Consider the following 17,987-nt stretch of genomic DNA (forward strand, 5'->3'; position numbering starts at 1 on the left):
GCAACGCCGCCAGCGCACGTTTTGGCTTGAACCCTCCGGGAACGGCTGCAGGCGTCGCATGCCGTTGTTGCGGCTCCTTGCCGTAGCACCGCTACGTCGCGTCGCCGCGCCTAGGCCTGCAACGCCTGCCGCGCGTTCGCACTCCCAAATTAAGTGTTAACAGGCCCTAAGAGGCGAGCTGCGCTGACGGCAGCCCGCGTCTTTCTTCATTGCGCCATCATTGCACCGTCACGTAGTAACTCGTAGCGTCCTGCCCGCCTACCAAAGAAACGCCGTTGCCGCTGACGCTGGTGAACGCGCCGCTGACGCCGCCCGCAGCTTGCACTACCACGAACCTGCTCCCCGGCGCCGGCGCCGAGGCGAAGTTGAGGACCAGGCTGCCGGCCAGAAGCGCCTGTCCGCCGGCCTTGAGCTGATCGGACACGCTGCCGATCGATAATGCAAGACTGCCGCCCGCTGTCTGTGTGTAGTTGCCGCTGACGTTGATCGCATGCTGGCTGCCAGCGGTTGCCAAGGTCGCGCTGTTGATGGTGCTGCCGCTACCCAATGCGGTGTCGCTAGCCACGCTCAGCGTGCCGCCGCTGATCGTGGTGCCGCCACTGTAGCTGCTGGCGCCCGACAGGGTCGTGGTTGCGGCTCCGGCCTGCTTGATCGTACCGCTGCCGCTGATGTTGGACAGGGTGATGGCGGTCGATGTGTTGGCGATAATCAGCGTGCCGTTGTCGACGATGGCATTGCTGAGGCTGCCGTTGGCCGATTCGGCTGTAAGCAGGCTGCTGTCTCCGGTGTAGGTAGCCACGGTGGTCTGGCGTGTGATAGCGCCATACGGCGCAGCCGCGGTCGGCGCACCCACCGTCGCCTGCACCGCGCGGACCGGCGCGCCGTTGCCGATCTGCAGCGTGGCGCCGGCGCCGATGGTGGTGATGCCGTTGTAGTTTTGCGGCATGGTCAGTATCGCGTAGTTGCCGGCGGTGGCGGCGATGGTGAGATTGCCGGTTCCGGTCGAACCGTCGGCATCCGGTCCGCCGCCGCCCCCTGTAATGCCTACGTTGCAGCTGTACTTGCCGTTGTAGTCGAACACCAGGGTCGCGCCTCTGTGCAGATTGATATAGGCATTTTTAACCGCGGAATTAGGCGCAGCGGGCGACGGCGCCGAAGGCAGGAAGAACTGATTGGTTGTGCCATCGCCCCACTGGGTCGTGCCGCCTTCGATGTTGATGCCGCGGAAGCTGGAGTGATCGCCGCCGGTGAGGCTGCCGGAGACATTTTGCACCAGCATGGTATTCAAGCTGGGATCGCTTAAGGCCGGCTTAAGCTGGTCGCCGCTGTTGCTATAGCTGTAGATGCCCGAAAAAATCACCAGGCCGGAGTTGGTGTTGATATCGTCGCCGTAATGGCTTTCCCAAATGGTTTTCGGATACTTCAGCTGGTGGAGTGCGGTATCGCCGAACAAGCCTTCCGGGGCCGCCGTGATGAAAGACTCGTTGCTGAAAATGGTCGCATTCGGCATCGAAAAAATGACATGGTCGACGCCGAAATAACCACCGTAGAGCTGAGAGTAGACACCGCTGAATGGATTGTCGCCGACGAAACGGACGGTGCCGCCGGTAGTGCCGATGGGCGGACGCCGGATGACGCCGCTGCCGCTCAGGATGCCCATGTTGAGTGGCGGACCGGATTCCAGGACCAGGGTGCCGTCGATCTGGAAATTGTCGAGATTGATCGTGGTGCCGGCCGTGTTGGGAATATAACTGCCAATGCTGCCGCCGGTGGATGAAGGCGTGCCCAGCTGCAATGTGGCGTCTGCATTGACGATCACCGCCGGCGGATTGGGATTGTGGATGACCCAGTAATGCACATGGTTGGGATCGGTGGGGCTCTTGGTCTGCGTGGCGGTCTCGGTTTGTTGCGAGGCCGGCAGCGTGAAGTTGCTGTCGGCGGTGAGCACCAGGGTGCCCGACCCGCTCGGCGCGCGGACCGTGAGCGTACCGCTTCCGGAAATGATTCCGCCGTAAGTTGTCGTCCCGGAGGGGACATCGACGACGGAATCGCCATTGAGGACGACGTTCTGGTTTGCCAGGATCGCGGCGCTGATGTCGATCAGCGCCACCGTTGTCGCTGGCGTGGTAGTCGATCCGGTGGTCGTGGTATTGGTGCTGGTGCTGCCAGTGGCAGTCGTTGAGCTGTTGCCGTTTACGGTACCGGTCGTGGCCGGCGTCGCCGGACTGGCGGTGTTCGCAGCGCTGTTGCTGGCGCCGTCACCGCCCCCGCAGGCGGCGAGCGTCGAGAGCAAGGCAGCGACGATGGCCAGCGGAACGTGGTTTTTTATTCTCATGACTTAGAGTGGGAAAGTAAACAATACCTCGCTCTAAGCATGGATTGTGCCTGACAAAAAATGACATGCATCCCGATGAGCGCCATTGCCGTTCAAATGCGGGTTGCAACGTCATGCTGCCGTAGCATTTGGCAACTATCATCCCTTCGTTTTGTTTCCGATAAATGAAGGCATAGAAAATGCGACTACGACAATCCTTCCTGCGCCGCCCGCTGGCGCTCGCCATCAGTGCATCCATGGCATTGACAGCTTGCGGTGGAGGATCAGATCAACTTGAGACTCCGCAATCGACGCCATCAGCATTGGTCATTCCGCCGGCGCCGGCGGATCCGGGCTATGTCGACACCGCGCCAGTTGCCGCATCGATCCCTGCTTTTGTCGATAATGTGGCGAGCAACCAGCGCGGTGATGCACGCTATGCGACTCTGGAAACGAATGCTGGCGTACGTGTTTTAGCGGGCTTCAAGGAAATATGGCAACCGCTCACCGATATTGTCGACGCTGGCGTCACCGCGCCTGCCGTCGGCAATTTCCCCGCCATTTCTCCGTCGGCCTGGACAGGTATTCCGAACGATGGCACCCCGGGCGGCACGATACTCAACGCAGCCGTGCACAACGCGAACATCCAGTATGTCGTCGCAGCGACGTCCAATCGCACTTCAGCTCAGGCAGCGGCCGCTTATCTGGACGATCGTCGCGGCAAAGGATATAGCGTCACTGATGGCATGGGTCCGCTGACGGCCGCATGGCGCCAAGCGGCGCAACAGGCTACCAGCATTACGACGGTCCCGGCCGACGCCACCACTGTTTTATACAATGACAGCGGTAACAATACCGGTGTCGGCGGCAGCGCCAATCCGGCATTTGGTGGAGTGGTCGATTTTATCAACGCCATGGGCAACAACGGATCAACAGAACCAGCCAAACGTTTTTACAAGTATGCTCGGCCATTTCGCTGGAGCAGCAGCGTGGTTGTGGTGCCTGCCCTGGTGCCGGCGAAGAGCCCGACACCCGCAACGGATGGCGGTTTTACCAGCGGTCATTCGGCGGAGGCTACCCGCGACGCAGTGGCGATGGCCTATGCCGTTCCTGAACGGTTCCAAGAGATTATCAGCCGCGGCCTGGAATTGGGAGAAAACCGGATTTTGGCTGGCATGCACTCGCCATTGGATGTGATGAGCGGACGCGTACTTGGTCAAGCCGTGGTTGCCGCCAATCTGGCCGATCCGGCTAATGCGGCTGCAAAAGCTGCTGCTGTTGCACAGGCCCATGCCGCGCTTATGGCGCAAACCAATACAACTCCCGACACCTTTAATGCTTTTTCTCACTCTGCTAACGCTACCACAGACCGGTTTGCAGATTATGCGAGCAACAAGGCAAATTATTCGCGCCGCACGACTTATGGTTTTGCACAAATAGGCGCAACTGCCGCGCCCGCCAACGTACCCAAAGGCGCCGAGGTGCTATTGGAGACACGCTTGCCTTACCTCAGCGATGTCCAGCGCCGGGTAGTGTTGAAAACCACGGCGATTGCCTCCGGATATCCGGTTCTGGATGACGCCGAAGGCTGGGGACGCCTCAATCTTTTCGCCGCGGCAGACGGATATGCGGCCTTCAATGGCAATGTCGTGGTATCGATGGACGCCAGCAAGGGAGGCTTTTACGCCGTTGATAACTGGCGTAACGATATATCAGGTGCGGGGAAGTTAACCAAGCAGGGTAGCGGTGTCCTCAAGTTAAGTGGCAACAATACCTGGAGCGGCGGCGCGCAGCTGGAGGCGGGGACGCTGGAAGGGGATTCCGTGTCAGCCTTTGGTGCGAGCGATGTGTACGTCAGCGGCGGTACGCTGGCAAGCAATGCACCTGGCGCACTGACAATTCAGGGGAAATATACGCAACTGGCGAACAGCACATTGGAACTGAATTTAGGGACCGGTCAGCAGGGAACACTTGCCGTCGCAGGAAACATGACCATTGCCGGCGGCACTCTTCATATCAAGTTCCAGGGAGGCTATAAACCTGCCGTTGGCGACACGATCAGCATCATTGCCGCGACGAGTCTTAAAGGGAAATTCGACACGATTTCCGTGGACGGTTTTTCTGCGACGCCGTTATACAGCAATACGGGATTGCAATTGCGTATTGGCGCCTAAAGTGCTCTTATTGATTTCGGATGCGCATTGCTTGGTTCCTCTCTCTGTCCCGTTCCGCAAAGGAGGTCTTCGTCGGTGTCAAAGAAAGAAGAAAACATCTGGATCAAGCTTTTTCTTTCTTGCATCGTCATTTTCCAATTCGTGAAGCTCAAAAATTGCACGAGCAATTCAGGAAATACGCGCTGCAAGAGCTGATGGCGATATGCACGGCGTGGTCTTTCTCATCGACACAATGATTGCAGCAAGGATCCGCACTGCTGTCTCCATCTGCTCGTTGCTGTATCCGCCCAAACCCAGGACGAGCCCTGGGCGGCCATTGCCCTCCGAATACATTGGGGACACTGCACGCACGGCGACTCCAGCCTCAACGGCGCGCGACGCCAGCAGGACGTCATCGATGCCGCGCGCTAGCCAGAGTACCAGGTGCATGCCCTGATCGCTTGGCTGCAGCCATCCATGATCCTTCGGAATCCATCGCTCGAGCATGCCTGCCAGCTGGCTTCGGCGCTCAGCGTATACGCCGCGGATGCGTCGGATATGCCGGTCCAGATGACCTTCGGTGATGAACGCGGCGAGGACGTGCTGGTCGGCGCTTGGCGTATGCCGGTCCATCAGCACACGCGCACCGCAGAAGGCGGGCACCAAAGCTTCGGGAACGATGGCGTAGCCAAGGCGCAGCGACGGAAACAGGATCTTGCTGAAGGTGCCCAGGTAGACGACGCGATCCGGCGCAAGCCCCTGCAGTGACGGAAACGGATGGCCGGCATAGCGCAGTTCACTGTCGTAGTCGTCCTCTACGATCCACGCGCCGCTCTTCCTTGCCCAAGCCAGCAATGCATTCCTGCGCCCCATGCTCATCGGCATTCCCAGCGGATATTGGTGCGAAGGGGTGACGAATGCAGCACGCGCATCCTTTGCCATTGCCATGCCGGCGTCAACGTCGATGCCGGCATCGTCAACTGGAACGCGCACCATGCGATCCTGCCGCCCTGTGCTTTCGAGAATTCCCGTAATGCCCCGATAGGCGGGGTCTTCCACCCACGCGATGTCGGTGGCGCCCAGCAGCACCTGGCAGGCAAGGTACAACCCTTGCTGGGTTCCCGCCGTGATGATGACTTGTTCAGCACGGCACTGTACCGAGCGCGACCTCCGCACATACTCTGCCACGGCTTCCCGCAGGGCCTTGACACCCTGAGGATCGTCATAGCCTGAGGGCGCGCCTGGTCCTTGGGCGCGGATGCGGTTGCCGAGCCGTCGCCACGCTGCATCGGGTGCTGCCGGGCCGATGGGAACGGAAACGGCAAAGGGCACCGGCGGGAGCGGCTTAAATTGCTCCGCGACTTTGGCGAAGGCGGCTGCAGGCGCCGGAAGTGAAGTGGGCGTCGTGCTTGCCGCCGGCTTTTGCGAACCGCTGGCAGCTGGCCGCGATTGGGCCAGCGCGGAAGCGACTCGCGTGCCCGCCCTTGGTTGTGCATCGAGAAATCCCTCGGCGATCAGTTGTTCATACGCTTCCATGACGGTGCCGCGAGCAATATCGAGCGCGGCGGCTAGCTGGCGGGTCGAAGGAAGAAGATCGCCAGGTTTCAAGTTGCCGGTGCGTATTGCCTCGCGCAGAGCGTGCGTCAATTGGCGGCCAAGATGGCCGCTTGTCCGGTCCAAGCCGCTGATGGGCGGCAAATCAACAGCTTGGGGACGTCGCGGCATACGATTCTGGCCTGCTGGAATTGATCAATTGTGGATCTATATAGTAATCCAGAAAATAGCCATAATCCAGGTTGGATAACCAGCCATTACTGCCTGCAAAGGCATGAGCGTTTCAATCAGGGTTAAAACCGGGAGAACTGACATGTATGTACCCACCCATTTCGATGAGCCTCGCATAGAAGTGCTGCATGACCTCATCAAGCAACATCCCTTTGGAATACTGTTCACGCATGGCGCGAGTGGACTGGATGCCAACCATATTCCTTTTGAACTCGATCCCCAGCGGGGCGGTATGGGCGTATTGAATGCCCATGTGGCGCGCGCCAATCCGGTATGGAAGGACGTATCCGACGGCGACGAGGTACTGGTGGTGTTTCGGGTCGCCGATGCGTATGTTTCGCCCACTTGGTATCCGTCCAAACATGAGTTCCACAAGCAGGTACCCACCTGGAATTACGTGGTGGCCCATGCCTACGGACGCATCACCATCCGCGACGATGAGCGCTTCGTGCGCGGCCTGGTTGCCCGCCTGACCCGAACCCATGAAGCGTCACAGCCGGCGCCGTGGAAGATGACGGACAGCCCCCAGGAGTACATTGACACGATGCTCAAGGCCATCGTGGGCCTGGAGATTGAAATCACGCGTCTTGTCGGCAAGTCAAAACTGAGCCAGAACAAGGAAGTGCGTGACATCCGCGGCGCCGGCGAGACGCTCAAGGCCCAAGGTGATCGCATGATTGGCGACGCCATGCTGGCTTGTGCTGACGCCAAGCCGGCATGAATTTTCTACCTGTTTGTAATTAGTGCTCACGGTTCGGTCGACGCCGGCTCTCACCTGAAAGACATCAATGCCATGTCATTCCTTGAAAACGAGGACTCGAAGGAATTCGTCGTACTGGTCATAGTCAGTGATACGTCAATCCGGCGCCATGACAGAAAATGCATTGTCTCGAATGGCGTCTACTGGGCCGATACCATTTATCTTTCGATATTTTGCGGCCCCGGATTGTCCGGATTGGGCCCATTGAGCGTAATAGGCAATAAGCGTTTTCGTTTGACCGTGATAAATCTTTAAACGTTTTTTAACCGTATCTTCTCTATCGTCCTCGCGCAGAATCAGGTCCTCGCCGGTGATATCGTCCGTTCCTTCGACCTTTGGCGGATTGAATTTCACATGATAGGTGCGACCGGATGGCGAGTGAACCCGGCGCCCGCTCATGCGTTCCAGAATGACCTCATCCGGCACATCGATCTCCAGCACGAAATCAATTGCGATGCCGGCTTCCTTCATCATCTCCGCCTGTGGAAGCGTGCGCGGAAAACCATCGAACAGATAACCGTTGGCGCAATCGGCTTGCTTCAAGCGATCTTTAACAAGACGAATAATGATTTCATCGGATACCAGGCCGCCCGCATCCATTATCTTTTTCACTTCCGTCCCCAGAGGCGTCTTGTCTTTTACTGCAGCCCGCAGCATGTCTCCGGTGGAGATATGCGGGATATTGAAACGTTCCTTAATAAAATTGGCTTGTGTGCCTTTTCCGGCGCCGGGTGGTCCTAAGAGTATGAGACGCATGATATTTCCGTAAAGTGAGATTCAATTCTCGGGCGATGACAATTCCCTGCTGCTTCCATGCAGGGCATGTCTTCATTTCATTGATTAAACCGGCTGCTTGAGCTGTTCCAGGATCGCCGGATTTTCCAAAGTGGAAACATCCTGGGTGATTTCCTCGCCTTTTGCCAGCACCCGCAGCAAACGCCGCATGATCTTGCCGGAACGGGTTTTCGGCAGATTGTCGCCGAAGCGGATTTCGCGCGGCTTGGCGATCGGGCCGATTTCCTTGGCGACCCAGTCGCGCAGTTCCTTGGCGATCTGCTTGGCTTCTTCTCCGGTCGGACGGCTACGTTTGAGGACCACAAAAGCGCAGATCGCTTCGCCGGTGGTTTCATCCGGCTTGCCCACCACGGCGGCTTCGGCCACCATCGGATTGGCCACCAGCGCCGATTCGATTTCCATGGTGCCCATGCGGTGGCCGGAGACGTTCAGCACGTCGTCGATGCGGCCGGTGATGGTGAAATAGCCGGTGTCCTTGTTGCGGATCGCGCCGTCGCCGGCGAGGTAGAGCTTGCCGCCGAACTCAGGCGGGAAGTAGGCGCTCTTGAAACGCTCGGGATTGTTCCAGATGGCGCGGATCATCGACGGCCACGGGCGCTTGACGACCAGGATGCCGCCGTTGCCGTCCGGCAGTTCATGCCCGGCTTCGTCGACGATCACCGCCTGGATGCCCGGCAGCGGCAAGGTGCAGGAACCCGGCACCAGCGGCGTGGCGCCCGGCAGCGGCGAGATCATGTGGCCGCCGGTTTCGGTTTGCCAGAAGGTATCGACAATCGGGCAGCGCTCGCGGCCGATGTTCTTGTGGTACCACATCCAGGCTTCCGGATTGATCGGCTCGCCGACCGTGCCCAGCAGGCGCAGCGACGACAGGTCGTATCTGGAAGGATGGATGTTCGGGTCGGCGTCGGCGGCCTTGATCAAGGAACGGATCGCCGTCGGCGCAGTGTAGAAAATGGTGGCCTTGTGCCTTTGCACCATATCCCAGAAACGGCCGGCGTTGGGGAAGGTCGGCACGCCTTCGAAAATGATCTGGGTGGCGCCGACCGCGGTCGGGCCGTAGGCGATGTAGGTGTGGCCGGTGATCCAGCCGATGTCGGCGGTGCACCAGTAGACATCGTCCGGCTTGATGTCGAACACCCATTTCATGGTCAGCGCCGCCCACAGCAGGTAGCCGCCGGATGCGTGCTGCACGCCCTTCGGCGTGCCGGTGGAGCCGGAGGTGTACAAGATGAACAGCGGATGCTCGGCATCGACCCATTCCGGTTCGCAGGTGTCGGCCTGCGCCGCGACCAGTTCATGCAGCCAGAGATCGCGGCCCGCCACGAAATTGATGTCGCCGCCGGTGCGCTTGTAGACCACCACGTTCTTGATGCTGTCGCAGCCGCCCAGCGCCAGCGCTTCGTCGACGATGGACTTGAGCGGCAGGCGCTTGCCGCCGCGCGCTTGCTCATCGGCGGTCAGCACGGCGACGGCGCCGGCGTCGATGATGCGTTCCTGCAGCGACTTGGCGGAAAAGCCGCCGAACACCACCGAATGGGTGGCGCCGATACGGGCGCAAGCCTGCATCGCGACCACGCCTTCAACCGACATCGGCATATAGATGACGACGCGGTCGCCCTTCTTGATGCCCAGCGATTTCAAGCCATTGGCGAACTGGCAGACTTTCTTGTGCAGCTCGCGGTAGGTGATCTTGCTGACATCGCCGCTGTCGGTTTCAAAGATGACCGCGACCTTGTCGGCATTGCCATTCTGCAAATGCACGTCGAGGCAGTTGTAGGAGACGTTCAGCTTGCCGTCGTCGAACCATTTGTAGAACGGCGCATCGGATTCGTCCAGCACCTTGGTGAAGGGCTTGTGCCATTGCAGGTTCTCGCGGGCCAGGCGGCCCCAGAATCCTTCGTAATCCTGTTCGGCTTCGGCAACCAGGGCGCGGTAGGCGTCCATGCCGGAAATCGCTGCCGTCTTCACGAAGCTGGCCGCCGGCTCGAAAATCCGGTCTTCTTGCTTGAAGGTCTCTATGTCTGCCATGGTTTTGTATTCCAATATGATGTGATTAATGATTTGTTGAGATTTTCATAAAACATGACAATGCCCTTGCCCGGACGCGCTTAACAAACGCAGCTAACTGGGGTCAGAGTGAACTTTCTGCGCGCTTTTTGCAGAAACTTCACTCTGACCCCACTTAGCGGGCCACGGAGTAGCTGCCTCATCGCTAACAAGAACAAAACCACCTGGTGCGCCCTGTCTTTCTCCGAATCCGTCATGTGGGGTCAGAGTCAAGTTTCGCGATGAAGCTCTGCGAAAGTTGACTCTGACCCCACATGACTCCGACCCCAGGTGACTCCTACTCCACATGACTCTGTCTTTCTCCGAATCTGTGGCGATGTCATGAATTACGAAACTCTCATAGTTGCGCCTGCTCGCGTGATAGCAAAGCGAGCAGCGTATCGATTCGGTTGTTGTCGCAGCAGAGCGCCTGGCCATCGGTGAATATCGACGCTGTCAGATTGGTCAATACCGAACCGCTCGGCATTTCCAGCGCCAGGCGTGCACCGCGTTCCCAGGCAAGACGAGCGGTATCAAACCAATGCACCTGTCGCGCCATATTATTGGCGAGGTCATCGCGAATGCTCCTCGGTTCGAAAACAGCGCGTGCGATGCTGCTGCTCAGGTAAGTCAACTGCGGACGCTGTATTGCCACTCTCGAAAAAGCCGCTCTCATTTCCACTGCCGCCGCATCGAACAGTTCGCAATGGGACGGCACGCCGACAGCCAGGCGTTCCACCTTGACCGCGCCATGTCCAAGCGCGAGTCGCATGACCAGGAGCATCGCGTCGTCAGCCCCGGCAATCACCAGTTGCCTGTCCGCGTTCAAGTTGGCCAGGTAGACCGGTGCGGCAGGAGTATGAATGCGTGCTATCAGCGGTTCCAGCTGATAGCGGTCGAGGCCGACTATAGCTGTCATGCCGTAACCGCGCGGATACGCACTCTCCATCAGTTTCCCTCGCTGCGCCACCAGCCGTACCGCATCGGAATACCCAAGGGCGCCGGCGATCACCGCGGCCGGGTAGGCTCCTATGGACAGGCCTGCAACCATATGCGGGCCGGCATTGTGTGCCAGGAAGAACCTGGCCATGGCGACGCCAGCTATCAGCAGGCACAGTTGCACGGCAACAGTGGATTCCAGTGCTTTGGCGGTATCCAGAGTGAAAGGGTCATCGTGGAGTGCGTCGCAGGTCTGCTCGAGCGTACGCGTAACCGCGGGATGGTCCGGAAGCGAGTGCAGCATGCCTGGCCGCTGCGCGCCTTGGCCTGGAAAGGTAAACAGGATCATGGCGCCTTCACGCTTTCTGCGTTTTGCCAGTTGTTCTGGCGCCACGGATCGGCAGTCAAAACCGGGCCGGCGTCAGTTTTTAGCAGCACTCGCCCGTTTTGGCGGTTGGCCCATTGCGCATTGATGCTGGCCCATTCGGAAAATGAAAATGCACCATTGCCGGTGTCTATCTGCATATCAATACGGCATATTCGAGATGACGATATCATCCTGAGCGCCAGCATCTGCGCAGCACTGAGAGGTGCGCGCGCGCGCAGCAGGATATCGAGATCGCTGTCTTCACGGACCACCGGCAGCCGCGATGCGAGCTGAAACCCGACGCCGCCGGTTGGCCCCCAGGCCAAGCCGGTTGCATCAAGCGACGGCGCCAGGACCGCAAGTGCTTCGAAAGCCGGCAGCCGGCCTCGATGCTCTTCGATGTAAGCCGATGCGCAGCCAGTCAGCATCTCCGGTTTGATGCAACGCGCCACTGCAGCGCGCTCCAGGTAACCGGCACAGCGCTCGCTCCGCGTCTCGCCGCGCAGACCAACGGGGACCAAACAGGGATCGCCTACTTTCTCGCGCCGCACGACGACCGGGGCGCGCAAGAATTGCCCAGCGCCCGCCCAAGGCGGAAGCGGCGTGACCGTCGTCAGTGCTCTGGTGTCTTTGATCCAGAGCAAGTCGTGCGGGCAAAGAATGCCTGCGCCGGCGCTCTCAGGCGTGGATGTGCCCAGGGTTTCGTCCTCTGGTGTCTTGAGCGATACGGCTTCCATGATCAACCCACGATTGCTTTCGTGGCAAAGAAGAGCAGGGATGGCCCTAGCAGGCAACCGATACCGGTATGGAATGTCGCCACCAATGCGCCGTACGGCACCAGTTTGCGGTCGGTCGCGGCGAGGCCGGCCGAAACGCCGCTGACGGTGCCCGCGAGACCACCGAACACCATTGCGGAGCGAGGTGTTTTCAGGCCGAGAAAGCGCGCCGCGATGGGAGTGCCGACCATGACGATAATCGCCTTTACCAGGCCGGTGGCGATGCTCAGCGCCATCACATCGGAGCTGGCGCCAATCGCTGCGCCGGTGACCGGGCCGACGATATAGGTGATCGCGCCGGCGCCGATGGTGGTCATGCTGACCGCATCGGAATAGCCAAAGGCCCGGGCGATGCTGGCGCCGACAATGAACGGCAATACCGTCCCCAGCAGCAACGATACGACGCCGATCAGTCCAGCTTTGCGCGCCTCGGTCGCTTGCACCTCGAAAGCAGTGGCGACGATGGCAAAATCGCGCAGCATGGCGCCACCCATCAGGCCAATCCCGCTGAACAGCGAAACGTCGGCCAGTCCCTTGGTCCCGCCGCTCACTATGCCGCCCCAATATGCCAGCGCCAGGCCGATCACGATGGCGATTGCGGAGCCATGGACGCGGCCGAAGGTGAGTTTGCGCGAGATGACTCCCGACAGCAAGATAATGATCCCGATCACAGCAAAGGCGGTGACAAGTCCATTCTGATGAACCGCTTTTTGAAATATTTCTGACATGATGTCTCCTACTCGGCCAAAGGCGCAAGATCGGCCACGGCTGCGTCAATCTCAGCCTGGCTTTCCGTGCGATTGATCAACGCGATGCAGCAGGCGCAGACGGCAACCGCCCCCAATGCCGACAGCAACGCCACAGGTCCGCCGCGCAGCGCCGCAACCACGTCCTGCTGGGCCGCCATGGCAACCACCACCGGGATATACATCGCAGCCCAGAAGCCGACGCCTGCTTCGGTCGGTTTGGGCAAGAATCCTCTCGGCTGCATGTACAGGCGGGCGAAAATCAATAGCAGCATGGCGATGCCGACACCGCCGACGTTGGTCTTGACGCCGATCAGCTGGCCGAGAAGGTCGCCAAGGAAAATCCCTAGCAGGTGGCAGCAGGCGAGTAAGGCGGTTCCGTAAATAATCATGGTTTTGTCTCCTATATTGATGACATCAGCGGCTTGTCAGATTTTGTTTTTATGCACTACAGAAAAATAATGACTGCTCCTTCCTGGGTTAGGGTTGGCTGGCGCTCCATTGGACGCGCAGCATGTCCCGTACCCTGCTTGACGCGCGACGGTGTTCTGCCCCCAGCCGATTACCCAGGCCGCGGCTGCTGTCTGCCAGGATGTCTGCGAGCGCGGCTTGCAGGCTGCTTTCTACGGTATCGATGTCGGCGGCGGATGGCGCATCCGGGTGCGCCACTTGCAGGCATCGCCATAACAGGCCCAGCGATGCATAACTTTCAATGTCGTAGGCCATCGGCGGCACAGTCGAAGCAAGGGATTCCAGCGCCTCGACCGAACGCATCGTGATACGCGCCGCGGACGCCTTTCCCATTGCATGCACCATGACCCCAGGATCGCTGATTGCTATCAGGCGGTTGGCCTGGTAGCCGTGGGCAAGGAAAGCGCCGGACATGGCTTTGCCGACGATCAGCCCGATCACGGGATGGCCCGCCAGCCGCGCCTCTGCATAGGCGCCGGCGGCGCCGGCCAGCGCCAGGTGGATGCCAAAACCTTCCTCGCGCCGGCCATAAGCCTGGCTGGTGACATCGATCACCGCGACGATCGGCGTCTTGGTTTTGCTGTCGCGGTCGGCGGCCACCAGCTCTTGTACCGCGCGCGCAAGCTGCCAGCCTTCTACCAGGCCGACCTCGCCGTTGCGGACGCGCGGGAAGCGGTTGCCTGGATCCGGCGCCACTGCAATGTAGCGCGCCATTTTTCCGGCAAGGTCGGCGTCGGCTACCAGCACCGAAGCGGGATATCCGGCAGCCGGCGCGGCTCCACCGGTCAGCCTGGAGAACCAGGCCGCGCCACGGCTTTGCTGATCAGCTGAATTCATGGTTATGCTCATGATGCGAATCCTTTCTGATAAATCGCGCGAACCAGTTCAGGCGTTGCCTGTACGCTGGCGTCCACTTCGGCCAGGCGCTCCAGAAAACCCTGGGCCATATCGCTGCGGTGCTGTCCAGGCAAGCCGCGCTGGAGCAGGTCGCGGACCACGCTTCTGATCTGAGCGGCGTCGTCCTCGACGTAAGCATCAGCCAGTCCGCAGCGGTAACGCTGCTCGCCGCCGGTAAAGCTCCAGATGAACGGCTTGTCGCGCGAATCGTATTCGGCGATGCCGGCTTCCTGTTCAATCACCGCCGGACCGTTCAAGCCGAGCCGCGCTTCGCGGGTCACGATCAGATAGCTGCACAGGGCCGCCGCGATCGACATCCCGCCAAAACAGCCCACAGTGCCGGCGATAATGCCGATCACCGGCTGGTAGCGGCGCAGGTCGACGATGGCAGAATGGATCTCGGCAATCGCAGCTAATCCTAGATTGGCTTCCTGCAGCCGCACGCCGCCGGTTTCAAACAAGATGATCGCCCGGGTTGGAATGCCGTTGCGATTGTCTTGCGCCGCCAGCTCCAGCGCGCCGGCAATCTTGGCGCCGCCGACCTCTCCCAGGCTGCCGCCTTGAAATGCGCCTTCGATGGCAAGGATCACGGCCGGCTGGCCGTCGCATGTGCCCTTGGCGACGACCACGCCGTCGTCCGATTGCGTGATCACGCCCTGCTGCGCCAGCCAGGGTGATGTCACGCGGTCGAAGGGGCCGATCAGTTCGCGCATGGACCCGGCGTCGAGCAAGGCACCGGCCCGGCTGCGCGCATTGAGTTCGATAAAGCTGTCGCGTTGCAGCAGTTGTTCGGTATTCATGGCTTCCTTACTTTGTGCTTGCATACTGCAATTCTTCGAACGCCTGCTCGATCCGCATGCGCACCACGCCCGGCGTTGCGCCGAAATCATTGATCTCGATTTTTGCGGCCGGCAGCGACGGCGCGGCAAAGATGCGCGTCAACAGCGCTTCCCACACGTGGCGCATGCCATCGACCGAGGTGTTGATGGCGATGCTGGTGACGCCGGCGGCATGCGGCTCAAGCAATACTTCCAGATCGCCGGAGCCGACCACGCCGGTCAACACGCGTGCTTTGGCAGGCGAACCCGCCGGATATTCATAGAAAATCTTTTCCATGGTTTCCCTCCTTCGATTCAAGTCTTGATCCTGTCCAGGAACAACGCCGCAGCCAGCAGATCCGCGGCGCCGCCCGGTGAGACGTGCAGCGCCAGCAGCTCCTGTTCGAATTGTTGCAATGCGCTCCTGCCATGGCTGCTAGCGGCACCGCCGGCGATGAGCACTCGCAGTGCGCCGGATTGCACAGCCGTCAATGCCGCCTGGCCGCCTCGCGACAGGACGCAGGTGTCATCGAGATTGGCGATCACCGCAAGCAGCGCGTTGAGCCGCGCGTCATTTTCATCGTCGCCGCGGGTGCGGCAGTATTCCAGCCAAGGGAGCGCGACCCAGATTACATGCGGGAATCCAGCTCGCGCCTGTGCCCGTGCTCCGCCGACGCTGTATTGCTGGCAGGCGAGCTCGCCTTTGTTGCCGGTCATGGCTGGCGCAAGGCGGTCGTGACGGCATGCCAGTGCGGCGGCGCGCGCAGCCACCGCTGCCGGAGTCGATGCGTTGCGGTCTTGCGCTGCAGCCGTGACCAGCAAACCGAGCGCCCAGATCGCGCCGCGGTGGGTGTTGATGCCGCCGGTGGCGGCCATCATGGCGGCTTCACCCTGGCGGCCGATGAGTCCGATCTGTTCGCGCAATTGCTGCGGATCGGCGATGTGTTGCCCGGCAACCGCCATGGCATGGAAAGTCGGATGCAAGGCCCAGGCCGAATGACACATCAAATCCCAGCTCAAATCCCGATGAGCGCCGCGACCGCGCATATCGACCAGGCCCGGCTTGGGCGTCAGCGTGACCTCATCGATCAGTGCTGCCACGACGACATCGGCCAGATAGCCGGCGAATGCGGCGGACGCAAGCGGTTGGCGTTGCTCAAGAACGGCTGCCATCACCAGCTCCGGAACTTGGCAGGCGGCTCATACAGGCCATCGGACCAGGTCACCAGGTCGGCGACACTCTTGGCTGCCAGCAGCGAACGGGTCGCTTCGCTGCGATTGACGCCCATGTCCTCGGGCAGTGCAATCAGGCCTTCTTGCCGCAAGTGCGCGGTGTTCACCGGATCATGGGTCATGCCGATTGGCGTGACGCCCGCGACGGCAGCCAGCATGGCTTTGCGCTCCTCCAACGAGCGCGCTTTGTAGAGATAGGCAATGCCTTCCTCGGTAAGGACATGCGTCACGTCATCGCCATAAATCATCACCGGAGCGATGGGCATGCCGGATTCGCGCCCGACCTCCACTGCGTCGAGGGTTTCGACGATGGTCGGCTGGCCACCGCCTTGAAAGGTTTCCACCATCTGCACCACCAGTTTTTTGCCGCGCGCCAGCGGATCGTCGGTCTCGATCAAGTCAAGCCAGGCTGGACTGGCGTGACGGCGTCCGCGCGGATCGTGTCCCATATTGGGCGCGCCGCCAAAACCTGCCAGGCGCCCGCGCGTCACCGTGGATGAATTGCCGAGCCCGTCCATTTGCAACGTGGATCCGATGAACAGGTCAACCGCGTACTGCCCCGCCAATTGGCAAAAAGCGCGATTGGAACGCATGGAGCCGTCTTTGCCGGTGAAGAACACATCGGGGCGTGCGGCAACGTAATTCTCCATACCCAGTTCGCCGCCGAAACAGTGGACGCTTTCGACCCAGCCGGTCTCGATTGCCGGAATCAATGTCGGATGCGGATTGAGCGTCCAGTTCTTGCAGATCTTGCCCTTGAGCCCCAGCTTTTCGCCATAGGTCGGCAGGATAAGTTCTATCGCCGCGGTATTGAAGCCGATGCCGTGATTGAGCGACTGCACCTGATGGCGTTCGTACACGCCACGGATCGCCATCATCGCCATCAGCACATGTACCGGCTTGATCAGCCGTGGATCGCGGGTAAACAGCGGTTCAAGGAAAAACGGCTTGTCGGCCTGCACCACAAAGTCGATCCACGAGCCGGGAATGTCTACCCGCGGCAGATCGGCCGGATCGTCAACGATCTCATTGACCTGGGCAATCACGATACCGTCGCGGAAAGCCGCAGCCTCCACCAGCGCCGGCGTATCTTCGGTGCTGGAGCCGGTATACAGGTTACCTTGGCGATCTGCCTTGAAACCGGCCACCAGCACCACGTTCGGCGTCAGGTCGACGTAAAGCCGGGCATACAGTTCGATGTAGGTGTGAATCGCACCGACTTCCAGCAGGCCGTCTTTCAGAAACTGGGAAATACGCAGGCTTTGGGCGCCGGCATACGCAAAATCGAGCTTGCGGGCGATGCCGCGCTCAAACAGGTCGAGATGCTCAGGCCGGCTGACGCTCGGCATGATCAGGTGCAGCTGGTTCACCTTGGCAGGATTGACCTGCGCCAGCGAACGGGACAGAAAATCGGCCTGCTTCTGGTTATTGCCTTCAAGTACGACACGGTCGCCAGGCGCGATCAGCGCTTCCAGCACGGCGACGATATCACCGGTAGGCAGTACCGCGCCATGGGCCATGTGGCGGACAAGATCCAGGCGGCGGTTTTTTTCCGTCCGGCGTTTGCTCCATTGCGCGTCAAGTTGAGGTCTGGCTTGCATCGTTACTCCGGAAATCGATCGTCACGGAGCCACAATAGAATTTTAAAAAACCATCTTCAATCAACCTTATGCATAGTTCATTACTGTAAGGTTAATGAATTTGGCGTAATACGCTACGAATCGCCGCCGGTTCCCTTGACGCCTGCCGGCTGTTGACGATGCCGCCAAAGATGCCGTGTCGGGTACGGATCCGGATACAGGGCATGCCGGCGCCACACGCGATTTGGGCCGGCCGGTGCAAACTGCCTTTGCAAATGATCCGGCGCATGGATCGAAACCGGTCCGC

15 protein-coding genes are annotated in these 17,987 nt (G+C 60.2%); 2 read left to right on the plus strand and 13 right to left on the minus strand.

Annotated features, from left to right (window positions below):
• Window positions 1-217 precede the first annotated feature (217 nt).
• Entirely contained in the window at window positions 218-2,335 is a 2,118-nt protein-coding gene (locus tag BM062_RS14185) for an autotransporter-associated beta strand repeat-containing protein (protein ID WP_092397883.1), read from the minus strand.
• A 179-nt stretch (window positions 2,336-2,514) separates the two neighbouring features.
• Between BM062_RS14185 and BM062_RS14190 the strand changes: the two genes are divergently transcribed.
• Window positions 2,515-4,488, plus strand: coding sequence for a phosphatase PAP2 family protein (locus BM062_RS14190; protein ID WP_092397885.1), 1,974 nt, complete (start codon window positions 2,515-2,517; stop codon window positions 4,486-4,488).
• A gap of 168 nt (window positions 4,489-4,656) precedes the next feature.
• Here the strand turns inward: BM062_RS14190 and BM062_RS14195 are convergent, their stop codons facing one another.
• Window positions 4,657-6,192 (minus strand): MocR-like pyridoxine biosynthesis transcription factor PdxR, encoded by a 1,536-nt coding sequence (locus BM062_RS14195; protein WP_092397887.1) that lies wholly within the window; start codon window positions 6,190-6,192, stop codon window positions 4,657-4,659.
• 142 nt (window positions 6,193-6,334) lie between these two features.
• Here BM062_RS14195 and BM062_RS14200 point away from each other — a divergent pair, with 142 nt between their 5' ends.
• Window positions 6,335-6,973 (plus strand): FMN-binding negative transcriptional regulator, encoded by a 639-nt coding sequence (locus tag BM062_RS14200; protein WP_092397889.1) that lies wholly within the window; start codon window positions 6,335-6,337, stop codon window positions 6,971-6,973.
• A 135-nt stretch (window positions 6,974-7,108) separates the two neighbouring features.
• Here the strand turns inward: BM062_RS14200 and adk are convergent, their stop codons facing one another.
• The 11 genes from adk to mdcA form a co-directional block, all read right to left on the minus strand.
• Window positions 7,109-7,768: an adenylate kinase gene (adk, locus tag BM062_RS14205; protein WP_092397891.1), complete on the minus strand. Its 660-nt coding sequence runs from the start codon at window positions 7,766-7,768 to the stop codon at window positions 7,109-7,111.
• Window positions 7,769-7,852: 84 nt separating this feature from the next.
• Window positions 7,853-9,835 (minus strand): acetate--CoA ligase, encoded by a 1,983-nt coding sequence (gene acs, locus BM062_RS14210; RefSeq protein WP_092398009.1) that lies wholly within the window; start codon window positions 9,833-9,835, stop codon window positions 7,853-7,855.
• A gap of 376 nt (window positions 9,836-10,211) precedes the next feature.
• Complete coding sequence (mdcH, locus tag BM062_RS14215) at window positions 10,212-11,141, minus strand: malonate decarboxylase subunit epsilon (protein ID WP_092397893.1); 930 nt, start codon at window positions 11,139-11,141, stop codon at window positions 10,212-10,214.
• Window positions 11,138-11,896, minus strand: a complete 759-nt coding sequence (locus BM062_RS14220; RefSeq protein WP_092398011.1) for a malonate decarboxylase holo-ACP synthase — start codon at window positions 11,894-11,896, stop codon at window positions 11,138-11,140. The genes mdcH and BM062_RS14220 overlap by 4 nt, the downstream gene beginning before the upstream one ends.
• 2 nt (window positions 11,897-11,898) lie before the next feature.
• Entirely contained in the window at window positions 11,899-12,663 is a 765-nt protein-coding gene (gene madM / locus BM062_RS14225; RefSeq protein ID WP_092397895.1) for a malonate transporter subunit MadM, read from the minus strand.
• Between the two features lie 8 nt (window positions 12,664-12,671).
• Window positions 12,672-13,073, minus strand: a complete 402-nt coding sequence (gene madL / locus BM062_RS14230) for a malonate transporter subunit MadL (protein WP_092397897.1) — start codon at window positions 13,071-13,073, stop codon at window positions 12,672-12,674.
• 88 nt (window positions 13,074-13,161) lie between these two features.
• Window positions 13,162-13,989: a biotin-independent malonate decarboxylase subunit gamma gene (mdcE, locus tag BM062_RS14235; protein ID WP_092398013.1), complete on the minus strand. Its 828-nt coding sequence runs from the start codon at window positions 13,987-13,989 to the stop codon at window positions 13,162-13,164.
• 8 nt (window positions 13,990-13,997) lie between these two features.
• Window positions 13,998-14,849: a biotin-independent malonate decarboxylase subunit beta gene (locus BM062_RS14240; protein ID WP_092397899.1), complete on the minus strand. Its 852-nt coding sequence runs from the start codon at window positions 14,847-14,849 to the stop codon at window positions 13,998-14,000.
• A gap of 7 nt (window positions 14,850-14,856) precedes the next feature.
• The gene (locus tag BM062_RS14245) at window positions 14,857-15,165 is read right to left on the minus strand and encodes a malonate decarboxylase subunit delta (RefSeq protein ID WP_092397901.1); all 309 of its coding nucleotides are present in this window, start codon (window positions 15,163-15,165) and stop codon (window positions 14,857-14,859) included.
• Between the two features lie 17 nt (window positions 15,166-15,182).
• Window positions 15,183-16,040 carry a triphosphoribosyl-dephospho-CoA synthase gene (locus BM062_RS14250; RefSeq protein ID WP_092397903.1) on the minus strand — a complete coding sequence of 286 codons (858 nt, stop codon included), beginning with the start codon at window positions 16,038-16,040 and terminating at the stop codon, window positions 15,183-15,185.
• Window positions 16,040-17,701 carry a malonate decarboxylase subunit alpha gene (gene mdcA / locus BM062_RS14255; RefSeq protein ID WP_092397905.1) on the minus strand — a complete coding sequence of 554 codons (1,662 nt, stop codon included), beginning with the start codon at window positions 17,699-17,701 and terminating at the stop codon, window positions 16,040-16,042. Before mdcA ends, BM062_RS14250 begins: the two co-directional genes overlap by 1 nt.
• Window positions 17,702-17,987: the final 286 nt, after the last annotated feature.

It is taken from the genome of Collimonas sp. OK412 (assembly GCF_900112135.1).
Classification (GTDB): Bacteria; Pseudomonadota; Gammaproteobacteria; order Burkholderiales; family Burkholderiaceae_D; genus Collimonas; species Collimonas rhizosphaerae.

Excerpts from the sequence above, each read along its gene's own strand:
- BM062_RS14185 (WP_092397883.1), bottom strand. The coding sequence starts at position 2,335 with ATGAGAATAAAAAACCACGTTCCGCTGGCCATCGTCGCTGCCTTGCTC.
- BM062_RS14190 (WP_092397885.1), top strand. The coding sequence starts at position 2,515 with ATGCGACTACGACAATCCTTCCTGCGCCGCCCGCTGGCGCTCGCCATC.
- BM062_RS14195 (WP_092397887.1), bottom strand. The coding sequence starts at position 6,192 with ATGCCGCGACGTCCCCAAGCTGTTGATTTGCCGCCCATCAGCGGCTTG.
- BM062_RS14200 (WP_092397889.1), top strand. The coding sequence starts at position 6,335 with ATGTATGTACCCACCCATTTCGATGAGCCTCGCATAGAAGTGCTGCAT.
- adk (WP_092397891.1), bottom strand. The coding sequence starts at position 7,768 with ATGCGTCTCATACTCTTAGGACCACCCGGCGCCGGAAAAGGCACACAA.
- acs (WP_092398009.1), bottom strand. The coding sequence starts at position 9,835 with ATGGCAGACATAGAGACCTTCAAGCAAGAAGACCGGATTTTCGAGCCG.
- mdcH (WP_092397893.1), bottom strand. The coding sequence starts at position 11,141 with ATGATCCTGTTTACCTTTCCAGGCCAAGGCGCGCAGCGGCCAGGCATG.
- BM062_RS14220 (WP_092398011.1), bottom strand. The coding sequence starts at position 11,896 with ATGGAAGCCGTATCGCTCAAGACACCAGAGGACGAAACCCTGGGCACA.
- madM (WP_092397895.1), bottom strand. The coding sequence starts at position 12,663 with ATGTCAGAAATATTTCAAAAAGCGGTTCATCAGAATGGACTTGTCACC.
- madL (WP_092397897.1), bottom strand. The coding sequence starts at position 13,073 with ATGATTATTTACGGAACCGCCTTACTCGCCTGCTGCCACCTGCTAGGG.
- mdcE (WP_092398013.1), bottom strand. The coding sequence starts at position 13,989 with ATGAATTCAGCTGATCAGCAAAGCCGTGGCGCGGCCTGGTTCTCCAGG.
- BM062_RS14240 (WP_092397899.1), bottom strand. The coding sequence starts at position 14,849 with ATGAATACCGAACAACTGCTGCAACGCGACAGCTTTATCGAACTCAAT.
- BM062_RS14245 (WP_092397901.1), bottom strand. The coding sequence starts at position 15,165 with ATGGAAAAGATTTTCTATGAATATCCGGCGGGTTCGCCTGCCAAAGCA.
- BM062_RS14250 (WP_092397903.1), bottom strand. The coding sequence starts at position 16,040 with ATGGCAGCCGTTCTTGAGCAACGCCAACCGCTTGCGTCCGCCGCATTC.
- mdcA (WP_092397905.1), bottom strand. The coding sequence starts at position 17,701 with ATGCAAGCCAGACCTCAACTTGACGCGCAATGGAGCAAACGCCGGACG.